A 20555-nucleotide genomic window follows, 5' to 3' on the forward strand; every position below is an offset into this window, starting at 1 on the left:
AGGCACCGGGAGGACCGCCGGTAAGCTCCAATTCCATGCCTCCGCAGTGGGCCGGTCTGTCGCCCGAGCTGCTCCTGTCCGTCGACCGGGGCAGCGGTGAGCAGCTGCGCGCGCAGCTCGAACGGCAGGTGCGCGACGCGATCCGCACCGGTCGGCTGGGCGCAGGCGAACGCCTCCCGTCCTCCCGTGAACTCGCCCGCGAGCTCGGCCTGTCGAGGGGCCTGGTCCAGGACTGCTACGCCCAACTCCAGGCGGAGGGCTACCTCGTGACGCGCGTCGGCTCCGCCACCCGGGTCGCGGCAGGCGCCCATGTGCCGCCCGCGCCCCCCTCCGCGCATCCGGCGGCCCCGCGCCTGATCGCCGACTTCCGGCACGGCGTACCGGACTTGGGCGGCTTCCCGCTCGCCGACTGGCTCTGGGCGCTGCGCGAGGCGGGCCGCGCCATGCCGACGACGGAGCTCGACTACGGTGATCCACGCGGCAGTTCGGCCCTGCGCGAGGTCATCGCCGGGTATCTGCGCCGGGTGCGTGCCGCCGCGGCCGACCCCGAGCGGATCGTGGTCTGTTCCGGCTACGCCCAGGGCCTCGGGCTCGCGTTGCGCAGCCTGGCGCGGAGCGGTGTGCGGGTCGTGGCGTACGAGGACCCGGGCGGGCCTGCCACCGCGACGGCCGCCGCGGAGGCCGTCGGACTCACGGCGGTGCCCGTCCCGGTCGACGACGACGGCATCGACGTACGGGCGCTCGACGCGACCGGAGCACGGGCCGTGATCGTCACGCCCGCGCACCAATGGCCCACCGGAGTCGTCCTCGCCCCCGACCGCCGGCTCGCTCTCATCGAGTGGGCCATGCGACGGGACGCGTACGTCATCGAGGACGACTACGACGCCGAGTTCCGCTACGACCGCGAGCCCGTGGGCGCGCTCCAGGGGCTCGCCGCGGACCGGGTCATCTCCATCGGCACCGTCAGCAAGTCCCTCGCCCCGGCGCTGCGCATCGGCTGGGTGCTCTGCCCGCCCGTGCTCACCGACCCGGTCACGGAGGCCAAGCGCCTCACCGACCGAGGCTCCCCGGCCCTCGACCAGCTCGCCCTCGCGAAGCTGATCGAGTCCGGCCGCTACGACCGCCATCTGCGCCGCATGCGCTCGCGCTACGCGACCCGGCGTACGGCTCTGGTCTCCGCCCTCGCCGCCCACGCCCCCGAGGTCCGGCTCACCGGCCTCGCCGCGGGGTTCCACGCCGTCGCCCACCTCGCGGCCTCCGCCGACGAACAGGCCGTCGTCATCGCGGCACGGGAACGGTCCGTCGGCCTCTACGGCATGAGCCCGTGCCGCTCCACGCACGCGACCACACCGGCCCAACTCCTGCTGGGCTTCGGCGATGTGGGGGAGAGGGCGATCGCCGAGGGCATCGCGGCGATCGGCGATCTGCTCGGCGGACCCGGAACTCCGGCAGTGCGCCGCGCGTCGTGAAGACCGTGCGGGTGATCGAGATGGACGGCACGCCGCTGGATGGGCTCGTGGACGCGGCGCCCTGCGGGGCTTGTTCGCCGGAGAGGTCGCCGAGGAGTGCGTCAGCGAACTGGAGGACCTGTACGAGGACGACGAGGGCGATGAGGGCGACGACGAGGACTGACTGACGTCCTTAGAGCCGCGCCCCCTTCAACGCCATGTGCAGCAGCAGCCGGTCCTCCCCGTCGTCCAGGTCCAGGCCGGTGAGCTGTTCGACGCGGGAGAGGCGGTAGTAGAGCGTCTGGCGGTGGATGCCCAACTCGGCTGCGGTGCGCCCCGCTTGGCCCGCGCGGTCGAGGAACACCTCGGCGGTGCGGGCGAGTTCGCGGTGGGTGGGGGTCAACAGGGCCCGTACAGCGGGGTCGTGGGCGGCCTCCGGGGGCAGGGACGTCAGGAGCCGGAAGGGCCCGATGGACGTCCACTCGGCGACCGGACCGAGGCGCGGCTCGGCCAGCACCGCGCGCGCCGCGGCGGACGCCTCCTGCCAGGCGGCGCCCAGCTCGGCCAGGCCGACGCGGGCCTCGGCGACCCCGGCCGCCGGCTTCGTTCCCGCGCCGGCCCCCTCCGCCTCCCGTACGAACCGCGAAGCCGCCGTCAGCGCCGGAGTCAGTACGTCCGCCGAGCGGAGCCGTACGAGCAGCGCGAGGCTCTGCCCGGCGGCACCCCACGGCACCGTGCACAGCGCCGTCGCCCCCGGCACCGTACGGGCTGAAGGGGCGTCGTCCGGGTCGGCCGAGGGCCAGGGGGCGACGCAGACGACGGTGTGCAGGCCGTCGCCGCGCGGGCCGAGCGCCGTGCGCAGTTCGGCGACCGCCATGTCGCGCTGCCAGCCGCGCTCGGCGGTGAGGACGGCGCGCAGCTCGCGGGTGAGGTCCGCGCCGGCCTGGGCCTCGTCCGCGAGCAGGGCGCCGATGCGGGAGGCGACCTCCATGGCGGCGGTCAGCTGGATGTCGGTGGGGCCGGGGTCGTCGTCGAGCAGCCAGACGTAGCCGAGGACGACACCCCGATGGCGTACGGGGAGACAGATCCGTCCCCGGTACACCCCCGCCTCCGGGGTCGGCGGGATACGGACCGGGCCGGTGGCGCGGGTGATGCCGAAGCCCTCGAACCAGGTGCGGACCGCCGTGGTGGAGCGGCGGGTGAGGATCGAGCGGGTGCGCACGGGGTCGAGGTCCGAGGGGTCGAGCTCACCCTCGCTGTCGTACGCGCCGAAGGCGATGAGCTCGAAGTCCCGGTTCTCCAGGGTCGCGGGCGCGCCGAGCAGCGCCGAGATCTCATCGACCAGCTCTTGGTAGTCGCCTCTGTATTCGCCGCTCACCCGGGCATTCTCCCTCATTTCCGCAAGGCCTTCATACATATGTCTGAGATCCAGGGCACGGATGCGTGACAGCTGTCGATGGCCGAGGATCGGAGGGATCCTTAGGTTTCACGGTGGTTCTCCGTGCCGTACCCGAATCGTCGGGATTCGGCCTCCTATTAGCCTTGTTGTGGAGGTGCCCCGTGCTGGGTCCCGTGATTCTCGCCGCGTCGCGCAGCGACAGGATGCGCCGCTTTGTGTCGGCGGCCCCCGGCACCAAGCAGGTGGTCGCCCGCTTCATCGCCGGTGAGACCGTCGACCAGGTCATCCCGATCGTCCAGGACGCCGTCGACAAGGGGCTGGAAGTCACCCTCGACGTCGTCGGCGAGGACATCACCACCCGCGAGCAGGCCTACGCCGCCCGGGACGCGTACCTGGAGCTCATCGAGCACCTCAAGGAGCTGGACCTCGGTACGAAGGCCGAGATGTCCATCAAGCTGTCCATGTTCGGGCAGGCGCTGGAGGACGGCCACGAGCTCGCCCTCGCCAATGTCCGCCCGGTCGTCGAGGCCGCCGCCGCCATCGGTACGACGGTCACGCTGGACGCCGAGGACCACACCACCCTCGACTCGATGTTCGCCATCCACGAAGAGCTGCGGAAGGACTTCCCGCAGACCGGCTGCGTCATCCAGGCCTACCTGTTCCGCACCGAGGCCGACGCCCGCCGCCTCGCCGACAGCGGCAGCCGCGTACGCCTGGTGAAGGGCGCCTACAAGGAGCCCGCCGAGGTCGCCTACCAGCAGAAGGCCGAGACCGACAAGGCGTACGTCCGCATCCTGAAGATCCTGATGGACGGCGAGGGCTACCCGATGATCGGGTCCCACGACCCGCGTCTCATCTCCATCGCACAGGAGCTCGCCCGCAAGGCCGGGCGCAAGCTGGACGAGTACGAGTTCCAGATGCTCTACGGCATCCGCAGCGAGGAACACCTGCGGCTCGCCGCCGAGGGCCACCGCATGCGCGTGTACACGGCGTACGGCACGGACTGGTACGGGTACTTCATGCGCCGCCTCGCGGAGAAGCCGGCCAACCTCCTCTTTTTCGCCCGCAGCATTCTGACCAGAGGCTGAGAGATGGCTGTCACTGGCATTTTCTGCCGGGGGTCCGGGGGTTGTCCCCCGGGCAAGCACAGCGCTCGCTCGATCATCAGCAAGGGCTGAGCCCGAACCACCGCTCACTCGTATAAGGAGTCACGGAAGACATGGACGCCGTAACCCAGGTCCCCACCCCCGTCAACGAGCCGGTGCAGGGCTACGCCCCCGGCTCTCCCGAGCGTGCCCGTCTGGAGGCCAAGCTCAAGGAGCTGGCCGAGAACCCGATCGACCTGCCGATGACCATCGGCGGCGAGCGGCGGATGGGCGGCGGCGAGCGTGTCGACGTCGTGCAGCCGCACAACCACAAGGCGCGCATCGGCACCTACGCCAACGCCACGCAGGCCGACGCCCAGGACGCCGTCGACGCCGCCCTGGCCGCCGCCCCCGCGTGGCGCGCGATGGCCTTCGACGACCGCGCCGCGATCATCCTGCGCGCCGCCGAGCTGCTGGCCGGACCCTGGCGCGAGACCCTCGCCGCGTCCACCATGCTCGGCCAGTCGAAGACCGCTCAGCAGGCCGAGATCGACACCCCGTGCGAGCTCGTCGACTTCTGGCGCTTCAACGTCAAGTACGCCCGTGACCTGCTCGCCGAGCAGCCCCCGGCCAACTCCCCGGGCGTCTGGAACCGTCTGGACCACCGTCCGCTGGAGGGCTTCGTATACGCGATCACGCCCTTCAACTTCACGGCGATCGCGGGCAACCTGCCCACCGCTCCGGCGCTCATGGGCAACGTCGTCGTGTGGAAGCCGTCCCCGACGCAGACCCACGCCGCCGTGCTGCTGATGCAGCTCCTGGAGGAGGCGGGCCTGCCCAAGGGCGTCATCAACCTCGTCACCGGTGACGGCATCGAGGTGTCCAAGGTGGCCCTGGAGCACCGGGACCTCGCGGGCATCCACTTCACCGGTTCGACCAAGACCTTCCAGTACCTGTGGAAGACGGTCGGCACCAACATCGAGAAGTACCGCTCGTACCCGCGCCTGGTCGGCGAGACCGGCGGCAAGGACTTCCTGGTGGCCCACCCGTCGGCCGACCGCGCGGTCCTGAAGACGGCGCTCACCCGCGGTTCCTTCGAGTACCAGGGCCAGAAGTGCTCCGCGACCTCGCGCGCGTACATCCCGGCCTCCATCTGGAACTCCGGTTTCAAGGAGGAGTTCGCGGCCGAGGTCGACTACCTGACCATGGGTGACGTCACCGACCTGTCGAACTTCATCGGCGCGGTCATCGACGAGCGCGCGTTCGCCAAGAACAAGGCGGCCATCGACCGCGCCAAGGCGGACGAGACCTGCACGATCGTCGCGGGCGGCTCGTACGACGACTCCGTCGGCTACTTCGTGCGCCCGACCGTCGTCGAGTGCTCGGACCCGGAGAACGAGATCTTCAAGACCGAGTACTTCGGTCCGTTCCTCGCCGTGCACGTCTACGAGGACGACCAGTACGACGAGATGCTGACCCAGATGGAGTCGGCCTCGGACTACGCGCTGACGGGCGCGGTCATCTCGAACGACCGCGCGGCGGCGGCGTACACGATGGACAAGCTCCGCTACGCGGCCGGCAACTTCTACATCAACGACAAGTCGACCGGCGCCGTCGTCGGCCAGCAGCCCTTCGGCGGCGGCCGTGCCTCCGGCACCAACGACAAGGCGGGCGCCCCGCAGAACCTGATGCGCTGGACGCTGACCCGCGCCATCAAGGAGACGCTGGTCCCGCCGACCGACTACGGCTACCCGCACATGGGCTGACACGCCCCCGCACACCCGGGCCGGGAAGCCTGACCCCCCGAGCAGGCTTCCCGGCCCGTTTCCACGTCGACGTCACCGGTAGTACGGGGACGTGGCGTCACCCGGGGAGCTCCGTCCGCTCCCACCACTCGTACACGCGCAGCCTGCCCTCGTGCGTGTCCGCGTGGCGTGGGGTCGCCCTGAAGTGTTCGTATCCGCCGCGCCACTCGATCTTCACATCCGTTCCAGCGGGCGGGATCGGGACGATCCGTGCGGGCAGATCATCCGGGCCGCCCTCAAGGAATGCCTTGGTGTTGTCGCTCATGACGTCCTCGTTCCCGCTGCCGGAGCCCGATGCCGCATACCGCGCGGAGGATCAGCCGTGTGGGCGATCCGCCGCTCAGCCGTGGGCCGTCGTCAGGTGCCGGTCGAGGAAGTCCCGCATGAGCCGTGCGATCTGGTCGGCGTGTGTCTCCAGGGCGAAGTGGCCCGTGGGCAGGAGATGGATTTCCGCCCCCGGGAGGTCGCGCCGGAAGGCGAGCGCGCCCGCCGGGACGAAGATCTCGTCGTGGCCGCCCCAGACCGCCAGCAGCGGGACCTGGCTGGTGCGGAAGTACTCCTGGAAGGCCGGGTAGAGGGCGAGGTTGGAGCCGTAGTCGGAGATCAGGTCGAGCTGGATCTCGGGCTGGCCGGGGCGGGCCATCAGGGCCGCGTCGTGCTCGTACGCGTCGGGGCTGACGAGCGTCGGGTCCGCGACGCCGTGCAGGTACTGCCACTTGATGCCGTCGGGGCTGCTGATCTCGCGGACGGGTGCCTCGGTCTCGGGCGTGCGCCCGGCGATCAGCGCCAGGACCGGCGCCCAGGCCTCGGCGCCCAGCCCCTCCTCGTACGCGTTGCCGTTCTGTGTGATCACCGCCGTCACCCGCTCCGGGTGCGCGAGCGCGAGGCGCAGGCCGATCGGGGCGCCGTAGTCCTGGATGTAGAGCGCGTACTCCTTCAGGCCGAGCAGCTCGGTGAACTCACCGGTGATCTCGGCCAGTTGGTCGAAGGTGTACGGGAACGCGGTGGCCGCGGGTGCCGCCGAGCGGCCGAATCCCAGGTGGTCGGGGGCGATCATGCGGATGGGGGTCCCCCCGCTCGAGCGAAGCCGAGAGTGGGGGAGGTCGGAGAGCAGCGGGATCAGGTCGCGGAACATGTGCGAGCTGGTGGGGAAGCCGTGCAGCAGGAGCAGCACGGGGGCGTCCGCGGGGCCCGCCTCCCGGTAGTGGATCTCGTGGCCGCGGACGGTGGTGGTGCGGTGGTGGATCCCGTGGGTGGTCATGAGCGGCTCGCTCCCCTAACCTTTGAAAACTCATTTAGTGGTTAGTCTCAGTTCAGCACGCTCGCCTGTAACTGGTCAAGTGACATTGAAGGGTTAGTGTGATGCCAGTTCGGGGAGGGGACTGTTGCCGCCGCGAGCCGTGTGAATACTGGGCCGATGGCCATCCGACTGCGTACCGCCCACACGGCGGACCTCGCCCCCGCCGACCTCCACGCCGTCCGCGACCTCCTGGACGACGCCTTCGAGGGGGGCTTCAGCGACGAGGACTGGGACCACGGGCTCGGCGGCATCCATGTCCTCGTGCACGACGAGCGGGGTCTCGCGGCCCACGGTTCGGTGATACAGCGGCGTGTCCTGCATCGCGGCCGCTCGCTGCGCGTCGGATACGTGGAGGCGGTCGGGGTACGTGCCGACGCGCGCCGTAGGGGGCTCGGCGGGCGCGTACTGGCCGAGCTGGAGCGGATCGTCGACGGGGCGTACGCGCTCGGGGCGCTCTCCGCGAGCGAGGACGGGGCCGCCCTGTACACGGCCCGGGGCTGGCAGGTCTGGCCGGGCCGGATCTGCGCGCTCGGCCCCGACGGCATCGTGCGGCTGGCGGAGGAGGAGGGCGCCACGTTCCTGCGTCCCGCCTCGGCCGGCCCTCTCGACCCGGCGCACGAACTGGTCTTCGACTGGCGTGACGGTGATGTGCTCTGACCGGTCAGCCTGAGGGACGGCCGGTAGCCCCTGAGGACGGCCGGTTGGCTAGAGGGACGCGTTCCTGACGATCATCTTGCCGGTGTTGCCGCCGCGCAGCATCGACAGGAACGCGTCCACGATCCGCTCGAACCCGTCGACGACCGTCTCGTCGAGCGCGAGCCGGCCGCTGAGCAGATGCGGTACGGCGAACGCGTCCAACTCCTCTTGTACGTCACGGTAGTCGCGCACGAGGAAGCCCTCGATCCGCAGGCTCTTCTCCACGACGTCGGCATGGTTGAAGAGGACCGGCGGCGTGTCCGGGGTGTTGTACTGGCCGACCGTGCCGACCCGCACCACCCGCCCGCGCTCACGCAACGCGCCGATGGCCGCGCCGAGTTGACCGCCGCCGACGTTGTCGACGAAGAGGTCGATGCCGTCCGGGGCGGCCTTGGCCAGCAGGTCGGCCACGGGTCCCGCGTGATAGTCGAACGCCTCGTCGTAACCGACGTGTTCCTTCAGGTACGCCACCTTCGCCGGGCTGCCCGCGCTGCCGACCAGCCGTCCGGCACCCAGCAGCCGCGCGAACCGTCCGGTCGCCGTACCGACCCCGCCCGCGGCCCCCGAGACGAACAGGTCGTCCCCTTCCCGGAGTCGGGCGATGCGCGTGAGGCCGACGTACGCGGTCAGACCGGTGCCGCCGAGCACGCTCAGATACGCGGACAGCGGTACGCCGTCGTAGTGCGGGAGGCGCCTGGTCTCCGCCGGGCGTACGACGGAGTGGGTGCGCCAGCCCGCGCGGTGGAAGACGATCTCCCCCTCGGGGAGCGCCGGGTCCCGGGACTCGATCACGCGGCCGAGGGTGCGGCCCTCCAGCGGGGCGTTCAACTCGAAGTCGCCGTCCATCATTTCGCGGTGGTAGGGGTCGACGGACCAGTACAGGTTCTCGACGAGAGCCGTGCCGGGGAGGGGCTCGGGCAGGGGTGACTCGGCGAAGCGGAAGTGGTCCGGGGCCGGGAAGCCGGACGGGCGGGCGGTCTGCTGGACGGTGAGCGCGATGGCGTTCGGGGAACTCATGGAACGGGACCGTAGGAAGGAATGCGGCGGCCGGGGAGAGGGTTGGGCTCATGGAACGGCCGCTTCCATGAGCCGTGTTCATAGCAGCAGGTGGGAAGCCCTTCATGACGACAGCCGGCCTTGCCCCGCGGGAGCCCCGATGACCACGGCCGACCTCTCCCCGCAGGAGCTGCGGACCCTGGTGGCCGTCGCCCGCGAGGGCGGCTTCTCCGCGGCGGCCGTCACGCTCGGCATGACACAGTCCGCGGTCTCGCACGCGGTGCGCGGCATCGAACGCAAGGTGGGCGTCGTGCTGTTCGCACGCGGGCGGCAAGGGGCGCGCCCCACGGCCGCGGGGGAGCGGGCGGTGGCGCACGCACGGCGGGTGCTGCGGATGCTGGACACACTCGTCGCGGAGGCGCGGGGTGCGGGCGCGGGCCCGGACGGCGGCGACACCGTCGCCGGGCCGCTGCGCATCGCCGCCTTCCGCAGCGCGGCGCTGCATCTGCTGCCGCCCGCACTGGAACGACTGGCGGCCCGGCACCCCGGTATCGAGCCGACCGTGCGCGTCGTACGGGAGATCGGGCCCGGCACGGCGGGGGAGGTGGCCGAGGGCCGGGCAGACGTCGGGATCGCCACTCTCGGCACGAGCTCGCCGGTGCCGCCGGAACTGATCGGCGACGTACTCCTGGAGGAGCCGTACGCCCTGGTGCACCCGGCCGGCCACCCGGACCCGCGCTCCCTCCCACTGGTCGACTGGACCGAGAACTGCTCGTCCTACACCCGGACTTGGTGGGCGGCACAGGACTGGATCCCCTGCGCCACGGTCCGCGCCGAGGACGACGGAGCGGTGCTCTCGATGGTGAGCAGTGGTCTCGGAATGGCCATCATGCCCGCGCTGTCCCTCACGAGTGCACCGCTCACCACCGAGATCACCGATCTCGGTCCGGAGCGCCCGACCCGCTCCATCGGCTACGTGACCACGCCGGAACTCGCCACGACGGTCGCCGTCCGCGCGCTGATCAGGGAGTTGCGGGCGCTGCATCCGCGGGTGGGGTGAGCGGCGCTCAACCTTTAGGGTGCTGATGTTGGTCAGCTCATCGGATCAGGGATCTGTGGAACTGGGGATCAGGGGGACGGGGACCGATGGACAACGCGACCGAGGTGTTCCAGCCACTGCAGGTGGACGATCCGCCCGTCGTGGCCGGTTACCGGCTCGCCGCCCGGCTCGGCGCGGGAGGCATGGGCCGGGTCTATCTGTCGCACACGCAGGGTGGCAGACCGGTGGCGATCAAGGTGGTGCGGCCGGAGCTGGCCGACGACCCGGCCTTCCGGCGGCGGTTCAGCCGGGAGATCAAGGCGGCCCAGCGCGTCCGGGGCGCGTACACCGCCGAATTGCTCGACGCCGACGCGGACGGCATACCGCCCTGGCTGGCCACGCTGTACGTGCCCGGGCCCTCCCTGGCGGAGGCCGTCGCCCGGCGCGGGCCGCTGCCGGTTCCGGCGGTGCTGTGGCTGATGGCGGGGGTGGCCGAGGCGCTCCAGGCCATCCATGGCGCGGGAATCGTGCACCGGGACCTGAAGCCGTCGAACGTGCTGCTCGCCGCCGACGGACCGCGGGTGATCGACTTCGGCATCTCGCTGGCCTCCGACCTCACCTCGAACACCGCCACGGGCTCCGCCGTCGGTACACCCCAGTTCATGGCTCCCGAGCAGGCGACCGCGGGTGAGGTCACGGCGGCGACCGATGTCTTCGCGCTCGGCCAGACCGCGGCGTTCGCGGCGCTGGGCGAGCCGCTGTACGGGGACGGCCCTTCGCCCACCGTGCTGTACCGGATCGTGCACTCGAAGCCCGACCTGTCCGTTCTGCCCGCGCAGCTCCGTCCGCTGATCGCCCGGTGCCTCGCCGCCGATCCGGAGGAGCGGGCCACCCCGGCGGAGATCGTCGAGTGGTGCCGGCAGCGGCTGGGCCCGGACGCCGACGCGGGCGCGGGGCCGGCTGTCTGGCGGGAGGTCACCGGGCCGGAGGTGAGGGTTCCGTCGGCGGTCCCCGATCCCACCCCGGTGCACACGCTGCCGTTGCTCGCGCCGCCGTCGCAGCCGACCCGGCCGGACGAACCGCGGGCCCGCCGGCGACGTACCGCGCTGATCGTCACCGCCGCGGTGACGGCGGGTGCGCTGCTGCTGACGGGCATGGCATGGAGGTTCATGGACGCGGCGGACCGGCTCCGCCACCGGGACGCGGCCGGCTCCTCGACGCCCGGTCGGACAGGGTCCGCAGGGCCCTCGGCGTCCTCACCGGCCTCCGCGCCGGCCTCTGGGAGCGGTAGCCGGACATCGGCGACATCGAGCCCCTCCCCGACCGCGTCCGAGTCGCCGCGGCCCGTCCCGCACCCCGGACAGTGGCTGGACGCGAAGAACTCACTGTCCTTCGGGGAGCCGACCCAGCGTAAGGACCGCAAGGGGGACATCCGCTTCGACTGCAAGGACGTCGGCTGCGCGCTGGACAGCGACACCAGCGTGTTCGTCCAGATCTTCGGCGATACGGGCACCACCCTCGATATGTGCCGACTCCTCCTCCACAGTGCCAAGAGCCACCGCCTCCCGCTGGCCGCGGCGGCGGCCGGCACCGAGATCTGTGTCAAGCACTCCTCCGGCGACATCGCACTGCTCGTGATCCAGGTGAAGTCGACCGCGGTGCCGAAGCTCGCCTTCACGACCATGGACATGACGGTCTGGCGGGCGGTCTAGCCAGTCGGAGGACAGCCGCCCCAGCCTCTCTCAAATGTGAGTGTCGCTCCCCCCGTTGACCCCCTCAGCCACCCGCGCCAGAGCCCCCCGCAGCCACCGATGCGCCGGATCCGTGTCCAGCCGTACGTGCCACGCCTGGCCCGACGCGACCGTCGGCAGGTCGAGCGGGATCTCCAGGACGGCGAGCGGCATCACGCGGGACGCCTCGGTCGCGACCTCCGACGGGACCAGGGCCAGCGCGTCCGTGCGGAGGGCGAAGAAGCAGGCGGCGGCGTACGTCGGGGCGGTGGCCAGGATGTCGCGGTGCAGGCCGAGTTCGGCGAGGCGTTCGTCGACCACGCTGTGCGTGCGGCCGCGCCGGGTCACCGTGAGGTGCGGCAGCGCGGCGAACCGTGCCGCGGTCAGCGGCCCGCGCGCGAACTCGGCGTCGGCGCGCGCGACGGCCACATAGCGGTGCTCGTGCAGCGCGCTGCTGCGCACGTCGTGCGGCAGCGGGTCCGGCAACTCGCCCACGTCCAGGTCGACATGCGTGCGTAGGTCCGCCGGATCCTCGTCGCCCTCCGGCAGCAGCCGCAGCCGTACCCCGGGAGCTTCCCGGGCCGCCAGCGCCAGCAGCGGGGCGCCGAGGGACATGGCGACCCCGTCGTTGGTGCGGATCCTGAACTCCCGTCGCAGGGTGGCAAGTTCCACCTCGCGCGGCGGCCGCAGCGCCGCCACCGCGGCCGCGAGCGCCGCCTGCACCCGGGGCTGCATCTCGTGCGCGCGCGGGGTGAGGGTCAGGCCCCGCCCCGACGGCACGAGGAGGGGGTCGCCGACCACCCGGCGCAGCCGGCCCAGGGTGCGGCTCATCGCCGAGGGGGACACGTTCAGTTCGGCCGCCGCGCCCGCGACACTGCCCGCGCGGAGCAGGGCGTCCAGGGCGGGCAGGAGGTTCATGTCGGGGAGTGGGGGTGCCACATCGGGCGACTGAGGCGACTGCTGCATGAGACGCAATTCTCCATGAATCAATCGGACCTTGTGTGCAGCAATGATGCACCCCGAACCTGGACCCATGTTGGATTCGCGCCAGCGCGGTACCGCGCTCCTGGTCGCGGGCTGCTTCTTCATGGAGATGCTGGACGGCACGATCGTGTCCACCGCCGCTCCGCGGATAGCCGCAGACCTGCACACGACCCCCGCCTCCGTGGGCCTGATCATCACGGCCTACCTCGTCACCCTCGCCGTCCTCATCCCCCTCTCCGGCTGGCTCACCGCCCGCTTCGGCCCCCGCCGCGTCTTCCTGGCCGCGATCGCGGTCTTCACCCTCGCCTCCCTGGCCTGCGCCTTCGCACCCAACCTCGGCGTGCTGGTCGCGATGCGTGTCGTCCAGGGCGCGGGCGGCGCGATGATGGTGCCGGTCGGCCGGCTCGTCGTCCTCGCCGGCACCGCCAAGCAGGATCTGCCGCGCGCGGTCGCGTACATCGTGTGGCCCGGGCTCGCCGCCCCGGTGCTCGCGCCGCTGCTCGGCGGCGTGATCACCACGTACGCCTCCTGGCACTGGATCTTCCTCCTGAACGTGCCCCTCGGCGCCCTCGCCCTCCTCGTCGCACGCCGCCTGATCGCGCCGGGCGCGCCGGGGGAGACGCCGCCGCTCGACCTCATCGGCGTCCTGCTCACCTGCACCGGCCTCGCGGCCCTGACCTGGACCGCGCACCTGGTCTCCGAGGCCCGGAGCACCCCGGTGGAGGCGGCGGTGACCGGGGCGATCGCCGTCGTCGTGCTCGCGGCGGCGGTACGGCATCTGCTGCGCACCGAGCACCCGCTGGTGAACCTCCGCACCCTGGACGTCCCGTCCTTCCGGGCCTCGGCGCTCGACGGCTCGCTCTACATGGCGGTCGTCAGCGCCATCCCCTTCCTTCTGCCCCTGCTCTTCCAGGAGGTCTTCGGGTGGAGCGCGGTGAAGTCGGGCGCGGTCGTGCTCTTCGTCTTCGTGGGCAACATCGGGATCAAGCCCGCGACGACGTATCTGATCAACCGGTTCGGTTTCCGGCCGCTGTTGATCGTCTCCACGCTGGGACTGGCCGTGGCGACCGCGGGCTGCGCGCTGTTCACCGCGGCGACGCCGGTCGCGGTGATCGCGGTCGTCGCGGCGCTCGGCGGTGTCGCCCGCTCGGTCGGCCTCACCGGTTACTCGACGATCGCCTTCAGCGAGACGCGGCCGGAGCGGCTGCGCGACGCCAACGCCCTCTTCGCGACCTCCCATCAACTGGCCGCGGGTCTGGGTGTCGCCATCGCGGCGGTCGCACTGCGCGGGGGCGCGGAGTTGACGGACGGTCCGCGCCCGGCGTACGCCGTCGCGTTTGTGGTGCTCGGCGCGCTCTGTCTGCTGCCGACGGTGGGCGCCCTGCGGCTGCATCCCGCGGCGGGTGACGCCGTACGAACTGTCGTCCCAGGTCAGGGGGGTGTGACCCAATCCACCGTCTCAGATAGTAGGAAGTCCGAGTAATTGTGGAGACAGATGCTCGCTCCTCCCTTAGCTTTGTAGGAGCCGAACGTCTCGCTCGACCAAGCGAATGGCGGTCGTGAGCCGGAGCCCCTTGGCAGGTAACCCCTGCGGCACCGCTCCCCGCCCCTTCCGGCGTCTCGTAAATCTCACCCCACTTCCGGCTGCCCTTCCCGGGCTTCTCCGGAGGCAAGGAGTCGATTCATCATGGCCGAGACGACCGTCCGCCGAGTCCGTCACATCTCCCGTTCGAGCGAGTCCGACCGCAAGAACGCCGCCGCCGCGCTCCAGCGCGCCCTCGACCGCAGGGACAACGGCGGCGCGACGGGCCACTGAGGCCCATGGGTCCGCTGACGGACCCACCCCCTACCGGGAGCCGCACCCGCACGGGGTGCGGCGCGAGGTTCCTGCCCCGCGCCGCACCTCGGAGTGCTCACGCCCCGCGCCGCACCTCGAAGTAGTCGATGCGCTTGCCGCTCTGCGCGAGCGCCGACACCTTGAGCCGCGGTGACGTGCCGGCCTCCGCCTCCACCGAGAGGAAGGAGAAGCCGGTGTACCGCACCCGCGACCACTCCACGGTGTCGTTGTTCTGCTGCTGCGACTTCGTCCAGTGGTAGGTGTCCACGGACTCGTGGCGGGTGACCTTCCCCTCGTAGCTGTCCTTGACCCCGGCGGGGAACCTGTACAGGCTCTTGCCCGCGCCGCCCGCCGTGACGTACACGATCCCGTCCCGCGTGGGATCGGTCGACGCGCCGACCGGCACCGGCTTGCCCACCGTGCCGCCCTTGATGGCGTCGGTCCGCTCGTACACGTGGTTGTGCCCGTTGATCACCAGGTCCACCTGGTGCTTGGCGAACAGCGGCAGCCAGGCGTCCCGAACACCCCCGTCGGAGGCGTGCGTCGACGTCGAGTAGGCACAGTGGTGGAAGAACACCACGACGAAGTCGACCTGCTTACGCAGTTCACCGAGCCGCTTGTCGAGCCAGGCCGTCTGCTTGCCGTCCGTGTAGCCCTTGTTGGCGGGGATCTCGTACGACACGTCGTTCGCGTCCAGCGCCACGATCCCGACATTGCCGTACGTGAACGAGTAGACGCCCGGCGCGTTCCGCGCGTCGAAGCCGTTGTCCGGAAGTGACCAGCGGGCCGACTGGCCGCCGTATCCGTTCGGCGAGTACCAGGCCTCCATGTCGTGGTTGCCGGTCGTCACCATCCACGGAACCGACTTCGCCACCGACTCGGTCTGCTTGAGGAACAGGTCCCAGGCGCCGGGGTCGTAGACGTCCGACTCCTTGCCCAGGCCGACCACGTCCGCGTAGCAGATGTCGCCCGCGTGCAGATGGAAGGACGGCTGCCGGCCGAGGAGCACCTTGTCGTTGGCGAGCGCGTCGGGGGTGACGCCCTGGTCGCCGAAGGCGGTGAACACGAACTTCTCGGGGCTCGCGGGCGCCGTGCGGAAGGAGCCGACCGTGGAGTGCCGCTCCCGGGACGCGGGATCGAATCCCTCGTGGCCGACGCCGTAGTAGTACGTCGTCCCGGGGCGCAGACCGTCGAGCGCCGCGTGCAGGTAGTACTGGTCCAGCGCGAGCCGCTGCCCCGCCAGCCCCGGCGTGTGCAGATCGCGGACCTCGGCCTCGATCTTCCGGCTCAGCCCCCAGGGCTTCAACCCCACCCGTACGTACGGCTTCTTGACCGCGAACGGCACCTGCCAGGAGATCCGCATCTGCGTCTTCGGGTCCGCGCCGAAGGCGAGGTGACGGCCGAAGGGCGTGACGACGGAACCGGGTACGCGGCTGGTGGCGGGGCTCGGCGTCGTGGTGGACGAGGGGGAGGGGGTCTTGGTGCCCGTGGCGCAGCCGGCCAGCAGCCCGCCGCCCGCGAACGCGCCCGCCGTGACCAGCGCGCGGCGCCGCGTGAGCTTCGTCCGCAGGTACTCGTACTGCTCCGCCATGGTCATGCGGCGCGCGAGCTGAGGCGGAATACCGACGTCGGGGGTGTCCATGGGGGGAAACTTCCCAGCAAGCCCCAACAGCCGCCATACGTACGGGTGAACGGCGGTCGAAGGGTAGGCGTGCTCCGGAGACGACATGTCCGTATGGCGGACATAGCGTGTCATCCCATGGGACAAGGAGTACGGTGCCGTCATGTCTCGCAGCATCAATCTCGCAGTGATCCCCGGTGACGGCATCGGCCAGGAGGTCGTGGCCCAGGGACTCAAGGTCCTCTCCGCCGTCCTTCCGCAGGATGTGAAGCTGGAGACCAAGGAGTTCGACTTCGGCGCCAAGCGGTACCACGCCACCGGTGAGACCCTCACCGAGGCGGACCTGGACGCCCTGAAGCAGCACGACGCGATCCTGCTCGGCGCGATCGGCGACCCCTCGGTTCCGTCCGGCGTCCTGGAGCGCGGCTTCCTGCTGAAGCTCCGCTTCGCCTTCGACCACCACGTCAACCTGCGGCCGTCGAAGCTCCTCCCGGGTGTCGCCACCCCGCTGGCAGGACAGCCCGAGATCGACTTCGTCGTGGTCCGCGAGGGCACCGAGGGTCCGTACACCGGCAATGGCGGCACCATCCGCAAGGGCACCCCGCACGAGGTCGCCACCGAGGTCTCCGTGAACACGGCGTTCGGTGTCGAGCGTGTCGTCCGGGACGCCTTCGCCCGTGCCCAGGCCCGTCCGCGCAAGAAGCTGACGCTGGTTCACAAGAACAACGTGCTGACCTTCGCGGGCCACCTCTGGACGAACATCTTCAACCAGGTGGCCAAGGAGTTCCCCGAGGTCACCACGGACTACATCCACGTGGACGCCGCGACGATCTACCTCGTCACGGACCCCGCGCGCTTCGACGTGATCGTCACCGACAACCTCTTCGGCGACATCATCACCGACCTCGCCGCGGCCGTCTCCGGCGGCATCGGCGTCGCCGCCTCCGGCAACATCAACCCGAGCGGCGAGTTCCCCTCGATGTTCGAGCCCGTGCACGGCTCGGCGCCCGACATCGCGGGCCAGGGCAAGGCCGACCCCAGCGCCACCGTCCTGTCCGTCGCCCTCCTGCTGCGCCACCTCGGCTACGAGCCCGAGGCCGCCCGCATCGAGGACGCCGTCGCCGCCGACCTCGCCGAGCGAGTGGGCCAGCCCGCCCGCTCCACCCAGGAAATCGGCGACGCCCTGGCCGTACGAGTAGCCGGCTGACCCGCCGCTCTCCGTACATCTGCGTAGAAGCCGCCGGGTCGCTGCCGCACCCGGCGGCTTTTCCTATGCCCTCGCCGGGTGCCACCATCAACCCGTGGGCAATCCCATGGGCCGTAAACACACCGTTTTCGTCCGCAGCCCCGTACGCGCGATAATCGAACACGGAGCCGCGGAATGAGGGAATGCTCGGACGTCCTAGCACTGGTCCTCCCTTGCAGTACCGAGTGCAGTACCGAGCAATGCGGCCCGTCACATACAACCGGTGAAGGACAACCACTCATGACGCAGCCCACGATCGAGCTCAAGCCCTCCGCCAGTCCGCTCTCCGACGCGGAGCGCGAGGCGATCCTGGCCAACCCCGGGTTCGGCCGCCACTTCACCGACCACATGGTGACGATCAAGTGGACGGAGGGCCGCGGCTGGCACGACGGCCAGCTCGTTCCGTACGGTCCGCTCTCCCTCGACCCGGCGAACATGACCCTGCACTACGCGCAGGAGATCTTCGAGGGCCTCAAGGCGTACCGGCAGGCCGACGGCTCGGTCGCCACCTTCCGCCCTGAGAAGAACGCCCGCCGCTTCCAGACCTCCGCCCGCCGGCTCGGCATGCCGGAGCTGCCGGTCGAGACGTTCATCGAGGCCTGTGACGTGCTGGTCCAGCAGGACCGCGACTGGGTCCCGGCGCACGGTGGCGAGGAGTCCCTGTACCTGCGCCCGTTCATGATCGCGACCGAGGTCGGCCTGGGCGTGAAGCCCGCCAACGAGTACCTCTTCCTCGTCATCGCCTCGCCGGCCGGCGCCTACTTCCCGGGCGGCGTCAAGCCCGTCTCCATCTGGGTCTCCGAGGACCACGTCCGCGCCGTGCCCGGCGGCATGGGCGACGCCAAGACCGGCGGCAACTACGCCGCGTCCCTGCTCGCCCAGGCCGAGGCCGCCGAGAAGGGCTGCGCCCAGGTCTGCTACCTCGACGCGGTCGAGCGCAAGTGGATCGAGGAACTCGGCGGCATGAACCTGTACTTCGTGTACGGGAACAAGATCATCACCCCGACTCTCACCGGTTCCATCCTGGAGGGCGTCACCCGTGACTCCCTCCTCACCCTCGCCCGCGACCTCGGTTACGAGGCCGAGGAGGGCCGTGTCTCCATCGACCAGTGGCAGCGCGACGCGGAGAACGGCACGCTGGCGGAGGTCTTCGCCTGCGGCACCGCCGCCGTCATCACCCCCGTCGGCACGGTCAAGCGCACCGGCGCCGAGTGGCAGCAGGCCGGTGGGGAGCCCGGCAAGGTCACGCTGCGGCTGCGCGAGGCGCTGCTCGACATCCAGCGCGGTGTCAGCGAGGACAAGCACGGCTGGATGCACCCGCTGACCTGACCGACCTGGACGGGGGCCGCGCTGGGGTTCTTCGCCCCCGCCGCCCCTACCCGTCCCATCCCTGGGGGCTGCGCCCCCAGACCCCCGCCAAAAGATTGCGCAGTTCCCCGCGCCCCTGAAAAACGGGGGGCGGGCGTGGGATCGCGGGGCGCAGCCCCGCCCCTTCAGGGGCGCGGGGAACTGCGCGGGCAACCCCCACCCACCGCAGACAAACGAACAACCCTCACCCACCCCCACCCAAGGGGCGCGGGGAACTGCGCGAGCAACCCCCACCGGCCCGCAGTCAAACGAACAACCCTCACCCACCCCCACCCAAGGGGCGCGGGGAACTGCGCGAGCAACCCCCACCGGCCCGCAGTCAAACGAACAACCCTCACCCACCCCCACCCAAGGGGCGCGGGGAACTGCGCGACCAGCCCCCACCGGCCCGCAGTCAAACAAGCAACCCCCCACCCCCGCAGTCGACCTAACGTCCGCTCTCCGCGCGAGCGAGTTCCTCCCGGGCCTGGGGGCCGACTGGCGTCTGCCGGGGTGTGAGCGCGAGGTACACCAGACCGCCGACCACGCCCGACAGCAGGAAGCTGCAGTCCACCCCGCCCGTCAGCGACAGCAGCGGACCCTCGTACGAGGGAAGGGACACCGCGAGGAGACCGGTGAACGCGCCGAGGGTCCACGCCACCACGGCCTGGATGTTCCAGCCGCCCCGGTACCAGTAGATGCCGCCCCGCGAGCGGCGGTTGAAGACCTGGAGGGCGTCCGGGTCGTAGACGCCGCGGCAGCGGGCGAAGCCGATGAGGGTGATGACGGCCCAGGGCGTGCCGATCGCGGTGAGCAGGAGCACGAAGGACGTCATCGCGGACTGCGCGTCCCACGCGTAATGGCCGACGAAGACGCAGACGGTGGCGACGACAGCGACGGTGCAGGTGGCCCGGGCACGTGAGGCGCGGGGCAGGATCGCGTCGAGGTCGAGGCCCATGGAGTAGAGCATCAGGCCCGCGTTGCCGACCGAGCCCGCGGAGGCGGCCAGCAGCAGCGGGACCAGGTACCAGGTGGGGGACGCGGCGACCAGCGGGCCCGCGTAGTCGAGGGCCGCGCGGGCCGCGTACGCCGTGAAGGTGCCGAAGAGCTGCGGGACCAGGAGACCGGCGATCAGGCCCAGCCACGTGGCGTGCAGAACCGTGCGGGAGGAGTGGCGCGACGGGGAGATGTAGCGGGTGTAGTCGCCAAGCAGGGTGATGAAGGCGATGGGGCCCGACAGGCCCGCCGCCACCGCCGCCAGCAGCCACGTCGGCCAGAAGGAGCCGAGCAGGTAGCCGCCGGTCTCCGGAAGCGCTGCGGTGGTGAAGTGCGGGGCGTACGCGATCACGCCGACGACCAGCAGGGCCGTCATGCCGATCGCCAGGACGCGGGACATGGCCAGCAGCACCCGGTAGCCGTACACCGCGCCCGCCACCGTCGCCACCGCCAGCAGCGCGTAGACGACGGCGTACGACAATCCGTTGTCCGGCAGCCCGAACAGCCGGCCGAGCACGCTCACCATCACATCGCCGCCGATCCACACGGTCAGCGCGGTGTAGCCGAGCGCGAGGAGCAGGCCGACGACCGAGCCGACCAGCCGTCCCCGTACGCCGAACTGGGCGCCGGAGGAGGTGGAGAGGTTCGTCGCGGTACGGAGTGACACCAGGGCGAGCGGCGCCGTCAGTGCCGTGCCGATCACCGTGCCCGCCACGATCGAGCTCACCGACGACCACCAGTCGAGCCCGAAGGACGGCGGCAGCCAGCCGAAGATGATCACGCCCAGGCAGAGGTTGGAGCCGAGCAGGATCGACATCAGATCGCGTGGCCCGCTGGTGCGCTCCTCGTCCGGGATGGTGTCGACTCCGCGCTGTTCGATCGGCATGGCTGGTCTCCTTCGACGGCCGCCTGAGAGTTCTGAGCGACGCTCTAAAAGTTAGAGCGACGTTCAATGTGACGTCTTCGAAGGTCGCCCGTCAATGTTTCCGTTTCATGAATCCTCCGTTTAGAGTGATGCTCTAAAGC

Annotated in this window: 17 protein-coding genes; 10 read left to right on the forward strand and 7 right to left on the reverse strand. The window is 70.9% G+C overall.

All coding sequences use genetic code 11. The annotated features are described in order from the left end of the window. The first annotated feature begins 35 nt into the window (after positions 1–35). Complete coding sequence (locus AB5J50_RS35070) at positions 36–1469, forward strand: PLP-dependent aminotransferase family protein (protein ID WP_369262463.1); 1434 nt, start codon at positions 36–38, stop codon at positions 1467–1469. Positions 1470–1641: 172 nt separating this feature from the next. Here AB5J50_RS35070 and AB5J50_RS35075 read toward each other — a convergent pair whose 3' ends face one another. Then, positions 1642–2865, reverse strand: a complete 1224-nt coding sequence (locus AB5J50_RS35075; RefSeq protein WP_369262465.1) for a PucR family transcriptional regulator — start codon at positions 2863–2865, stop codon at positions 1642–1644. Positions 2866–3008: 143 nt separating this feature from the next. Between AB5J50_RS35075 and AB5J50_RS35080 the strand changes: the two genes are divergently transcribed. Both AB5J50_RS35080 and pruA read left to right on the forward strand, forming a co-directional pair. Then, complete coding sequence (locus tag AB5J50_RS35080) at positions 3009–3935, forward strand: proline dehydrogenase family protein (RefSeq protein WP_369262467.1); 927 nt, start codon at positions 3009–3011, stop codon at positions 3933–3935. Between the two features lie 131 nt (positions 3936–4066). Next, entirely contained in the window at positions 4067–5698 is a 1632-nt protein-coding gene (pruA, locus tag AB5J50_RS35085) for an L-glutamate gamma-semialdehyde dehydrogenase (RefSeq protein WP_369262469.1), read from the forward strand. A gap of 97 nt (positions 5699–5795) precedes the next feature. On the opposite strand, the gene AB5J50_RS35090 is transcribed toward pruA, so the two are convergent. Together AB5J50_RS35090 and AB5J50_RS35095 are read right to left on the reverse strand one after the other, a co-directional pair. Continuing rightward, on the reverse strand, positions 5796–6002 hold the full coding sequence (locus AB5J50_RS35090) for a DUF5988 family protein (protein ID WP_327431947.1): 207 nt from the start codon (positions 6000–6002) through the stop codon (positions 5796–5798). 75 nt (positions 6003–6077) lie between these two features. Further along, on the reverse strand, positions 6078–6998 hold the full coding sequence (locus AB5J50_RS35095; protein ID WP_369262471.1) for an alpha/beta fold hydrolase: 921 nt from the start codon (positions 6996–6998) through the stop codon (positions 6078–6080). A 156-nt stretch (positions 6999–7154) separates the two neighbouring features. On the opposite strand from AB5J50_RS35095, the gene AB5J50_RS35100 reads away from it, so the two are divergent. Continuing rightward, complete coding sequence (locus AB5J50_RS35100) at positions 7155–7694, forward strand: GNAT family N-acetyltransferase (protein ID WP_369262473.1); 540 nt, start codon at positions 7155–7157, stop codon at positions 7692–7694. A 48-nt stretch (positions 7695–7742) separates the two neighbouring features. Here the strand turns inward: AB5J50_RS35100 and AB5J50_RS35105 are convergent, their stop codons facing one another. Continuing rightward, positions 7743–8750: an NADP-dependent oxidoreductase gene (locus tag AB5J50_RS35105; RefSeq protein WP_369262474.1), complete on the reverse strand. Its 1008-nt coding sequence runs from the start codon at positions 8748–8750 to the stop codon at positions 7743–7745. 139 nt (positions 8751–8889) lie between these two features. Between AB5J50_RS35105 and AB5J50_RS35110 the strand changes: the two genes are divergently transcribed. Then, the gene (locus AB5J50_RS35110) at positions 8890–9789 is read left to right on the forward strand and encodes a LysR family transcriptional regulator (RefSeq protein WP_369262476.1); all 900 of its coding nucleotides are present in this window, start codon (positions 8890–8892) and stop codon (positions 9787–9789) included. 86 nt (positions 9790–9875) lie between these two features. Beyond that, the gene (locus tag AB5J50_RS35115; protein WP_369262478.1) at positions 9876–11480 is read left to right on the forward strand and encodes a serine/threonine-protein kinase; all 1605 of its coding nucleotides are present in this window, start codon (positions 9876–9878) and stop codon (positions 11478–11480) included. A gap of 30 nt (positions 11481–11510) precedes the next feature. Here AB5J50_RS35115 and AB5J50_RS35120 read toward each other — a convergent pair whose 3' ends face one another. Further along, positions 11511–12464 (reverse strand): LysR family transcriptional regulator, encoded by a 954-nt coding sequence (locus AB5J50_RS35120; RefSeq protein ID WP_369262480.1) that lies wholly within the window; start codon positions 12462–12464, stop codon positions 11511–11513. Positions 12465–12531: 67 nt separating this feature from the next. Here AB5J50_RS35120 and AB5J50_RS35125 point away from each other — a divergent pair, with 67 nt between their 5' ends. Both AB5J50_RS35125 and AB5J50_RS35130 read left to right on the forward strand, forming a co-directional pair. Next, on the forward strand, positions 12532–13965 hold the full coding sequence (locus tag AB5J50_RS35125; RefSeq protein WP_369262482.1) for a DHA2 family efflux MFS transporter permease subunit: 1434 nt from the start codon (positions 12532–12534) through the stop codon (positions 13963–13965). Positions 13966–14169: 204 nt separating this feature from the next. Next, complete coding sequence (locus AB5J50_RS35130) at positions 14170–14298, forward strand: hypothetical protein (protein ID WP_268240522.1); 129 nt, start codon at positions 14170–14172, stop codon at positions 14296–14298. 97 nt (positions 14299–14395) lie between these two features. Here AB5J50_RS35130 and AB5J50_RS35135 read toward each other — a convergent pair whose 3' ends face one another. Next, a complete protein-coding gene (locus AB5J50_RS35135; protein ID WP_369262484.1) occupies positions 14396–15961 on the reverse strand; it encodes a purple acid phosphatase family protein in 1566 nt (521 codons plus the stop codon). Positions 15962–16103: 142 nt separating this feature from the next. On the opposite strand from AB5J50_RS35135, the gene AB5J50_RS35140 reads away from it, so the two are divergent. Then, entirely contained in the window at positions 16104–17147 is a 1044-nt protein-coding gene (locus AB5J50_RS35140) for a 3-isopropylmalate dehydrogenase (protein WP_327431956.1), read from the forward strand. Positions 17148–17426: 279 nt separating this feature from the next. Continuing rightward, on the forward strand, positions 17427–18515 hold the full coding sequence (locus AB5J50_RS35145; RefSeq protein ID WP_369262486.1) for a branched-chain amino acid aminotransferase: 1089 nt from the start codon (positions 17427–17429) through the stop codon (positions 18513–18515). A 466-nt stretch (positions 18516–18981) separates the two neighbouring features. On the opposite strand, the gene AB5J50_RS35150 is transcribed toward AB5J50_RS35145, so the two are convergent. After that, positions 18982–20415, reverse strand: a complete 1434-nt coding sequence (locus AB5J50_RS35150) for a cytosine permease (protein WP_369262488.1) — start codon at positions 20413–20415, stop codon at positions 18982–18984. Positions 20416–20555: the final 140 nt, after the last annotated feature.

The sequence above is a fragment of the Streptomyces sp. R35 genome, from assembly GCF_041053035.1.
In the GTDB taxonomy this organism is placed as follows: Bacteria; Actinomycetota; Actinomycetes; order Streptomycetales; family Streptomycetaceae; genus Streptomyces; species Streptomyces lutosisoli.

Excerpts from the sequence above, each read along its gene's own strand:
- AB5J50_RS35070 (WP_369262463.1), top strand. The coding sequence starts at position 36 with ATGCCTCCGCAGTGGGCCGGTCTGTCGCCCGAGCTGCTCCTGTCCGTC.
- AB5J50_RS35075 (WP_369262465.1), bottom strand. The coding sequence starts at position 2,865 with ATGTATGAAGGCCTTGCGGAAATGAGGGAGAATGCCCGGGTGAGCGGC.
- pruA (WP_369262469.1), top strand. The coding sequence starts at position 4,067 with ATGGACGCCGTAACCCAGGTCCCCACCCCCGTCAACGAGCCGGTGCAG.
- AB5J50_RS35090 (WP_327431947.1), bottom strand. The coding sequence starts at position 6,002 with ATGAGCGACAACACCAAGGCATTCCTTGAGGGCGGCCCGGATGATCTG.
- AB5J50_RS35095 (WP_369262471.1), bottom strand. The coding sequence starts at position 6,998 with ATGACCACCCACGGGATCCACCACCGCACCACCACCGTCCGCGGCCAC.
- AB5J50_RS35100 (WP_369262473.1), top strand. The coding sequence starts at position 7,155 with ATGGCCATCCGACTGCGTACCGCCCACACGGCGGACCTCGCCCCCGCC.
- AB5J50_RS35105 (WP_369262474.1), bottom strand. The coding sequence starts at position 8,750 with ATGAGTTCCCCGAACGCCATCGCGCTCACCGTCCAGCAGACCGCCCGC.
- AB5J50_RS35110 (WP_369262476.1), top strand. The coding sequence starts at position 8,890 with ATGACCACGGCCGACCTCTCCCCGCAGGAGCTGCGGACCCTGGTGGCC.
- AB5J50_RS35115 (WP_369262478.1), top strand. The coding sequence starts at position 9,876 with ATGGACAACGCGACCGAGGTGTTCCAGCCACTGCAGGTGGACGATCCG.
- AB5J50_RS35120 (WP_369262480.1), bottom strand. The coding sequence starts at position 12,464 with ATGCAGCAGTCGCCTCAGTCGCCCGATGTGGCACCCCCACTCCCCGAC.
- AB5J50_RS35125 (WP_369262482.1), top strand. The coding sequence starts at position 12,532 with ATGTTGGATTCGCGCCAGCGCGGTACCGCGCTCCTGGTCGCGGGCTGC.
- AB5J50_RS35130 (WP_268240522.1), top strand. The coding sequence starts at position 14,170 with ATGGCCGAGACGACCGTCCGCCGAGTCCGTCACATCTCCCGTTCGAGC.
- AB5J50_RS35135 (WP_369262484.1), bottom strand. The coding sequence starts at position 15,961 with ATGGACACCCCCGACGTCGGTATTCCGCCTCAGCTCGCGCGCCGCATG.
- AB5J50_RS35140 (WP_327431956.1), top strand. The coding sequence starts at position 16,104 with ATGTCTCGCAGCATCAATCTCGCAGTGATCCCCGGTGACGGCATCGGC.
- AB5J50_RS35145 (WP_369262486.1), top strand. The coding sequence starts at position 17,427 with ATGACGCAGCCCACGATCGAGCTCAAGCCCTCCGCCAGTCCGCTCTCC.
- AB5J50_RS35150 (WP_369262488.1), bottom strand. The coding sequence starts at position 20,415 with ATGCCGATCGAACAGCGCGGAGTCGACACCATCCCGGACGAGGAGCGC.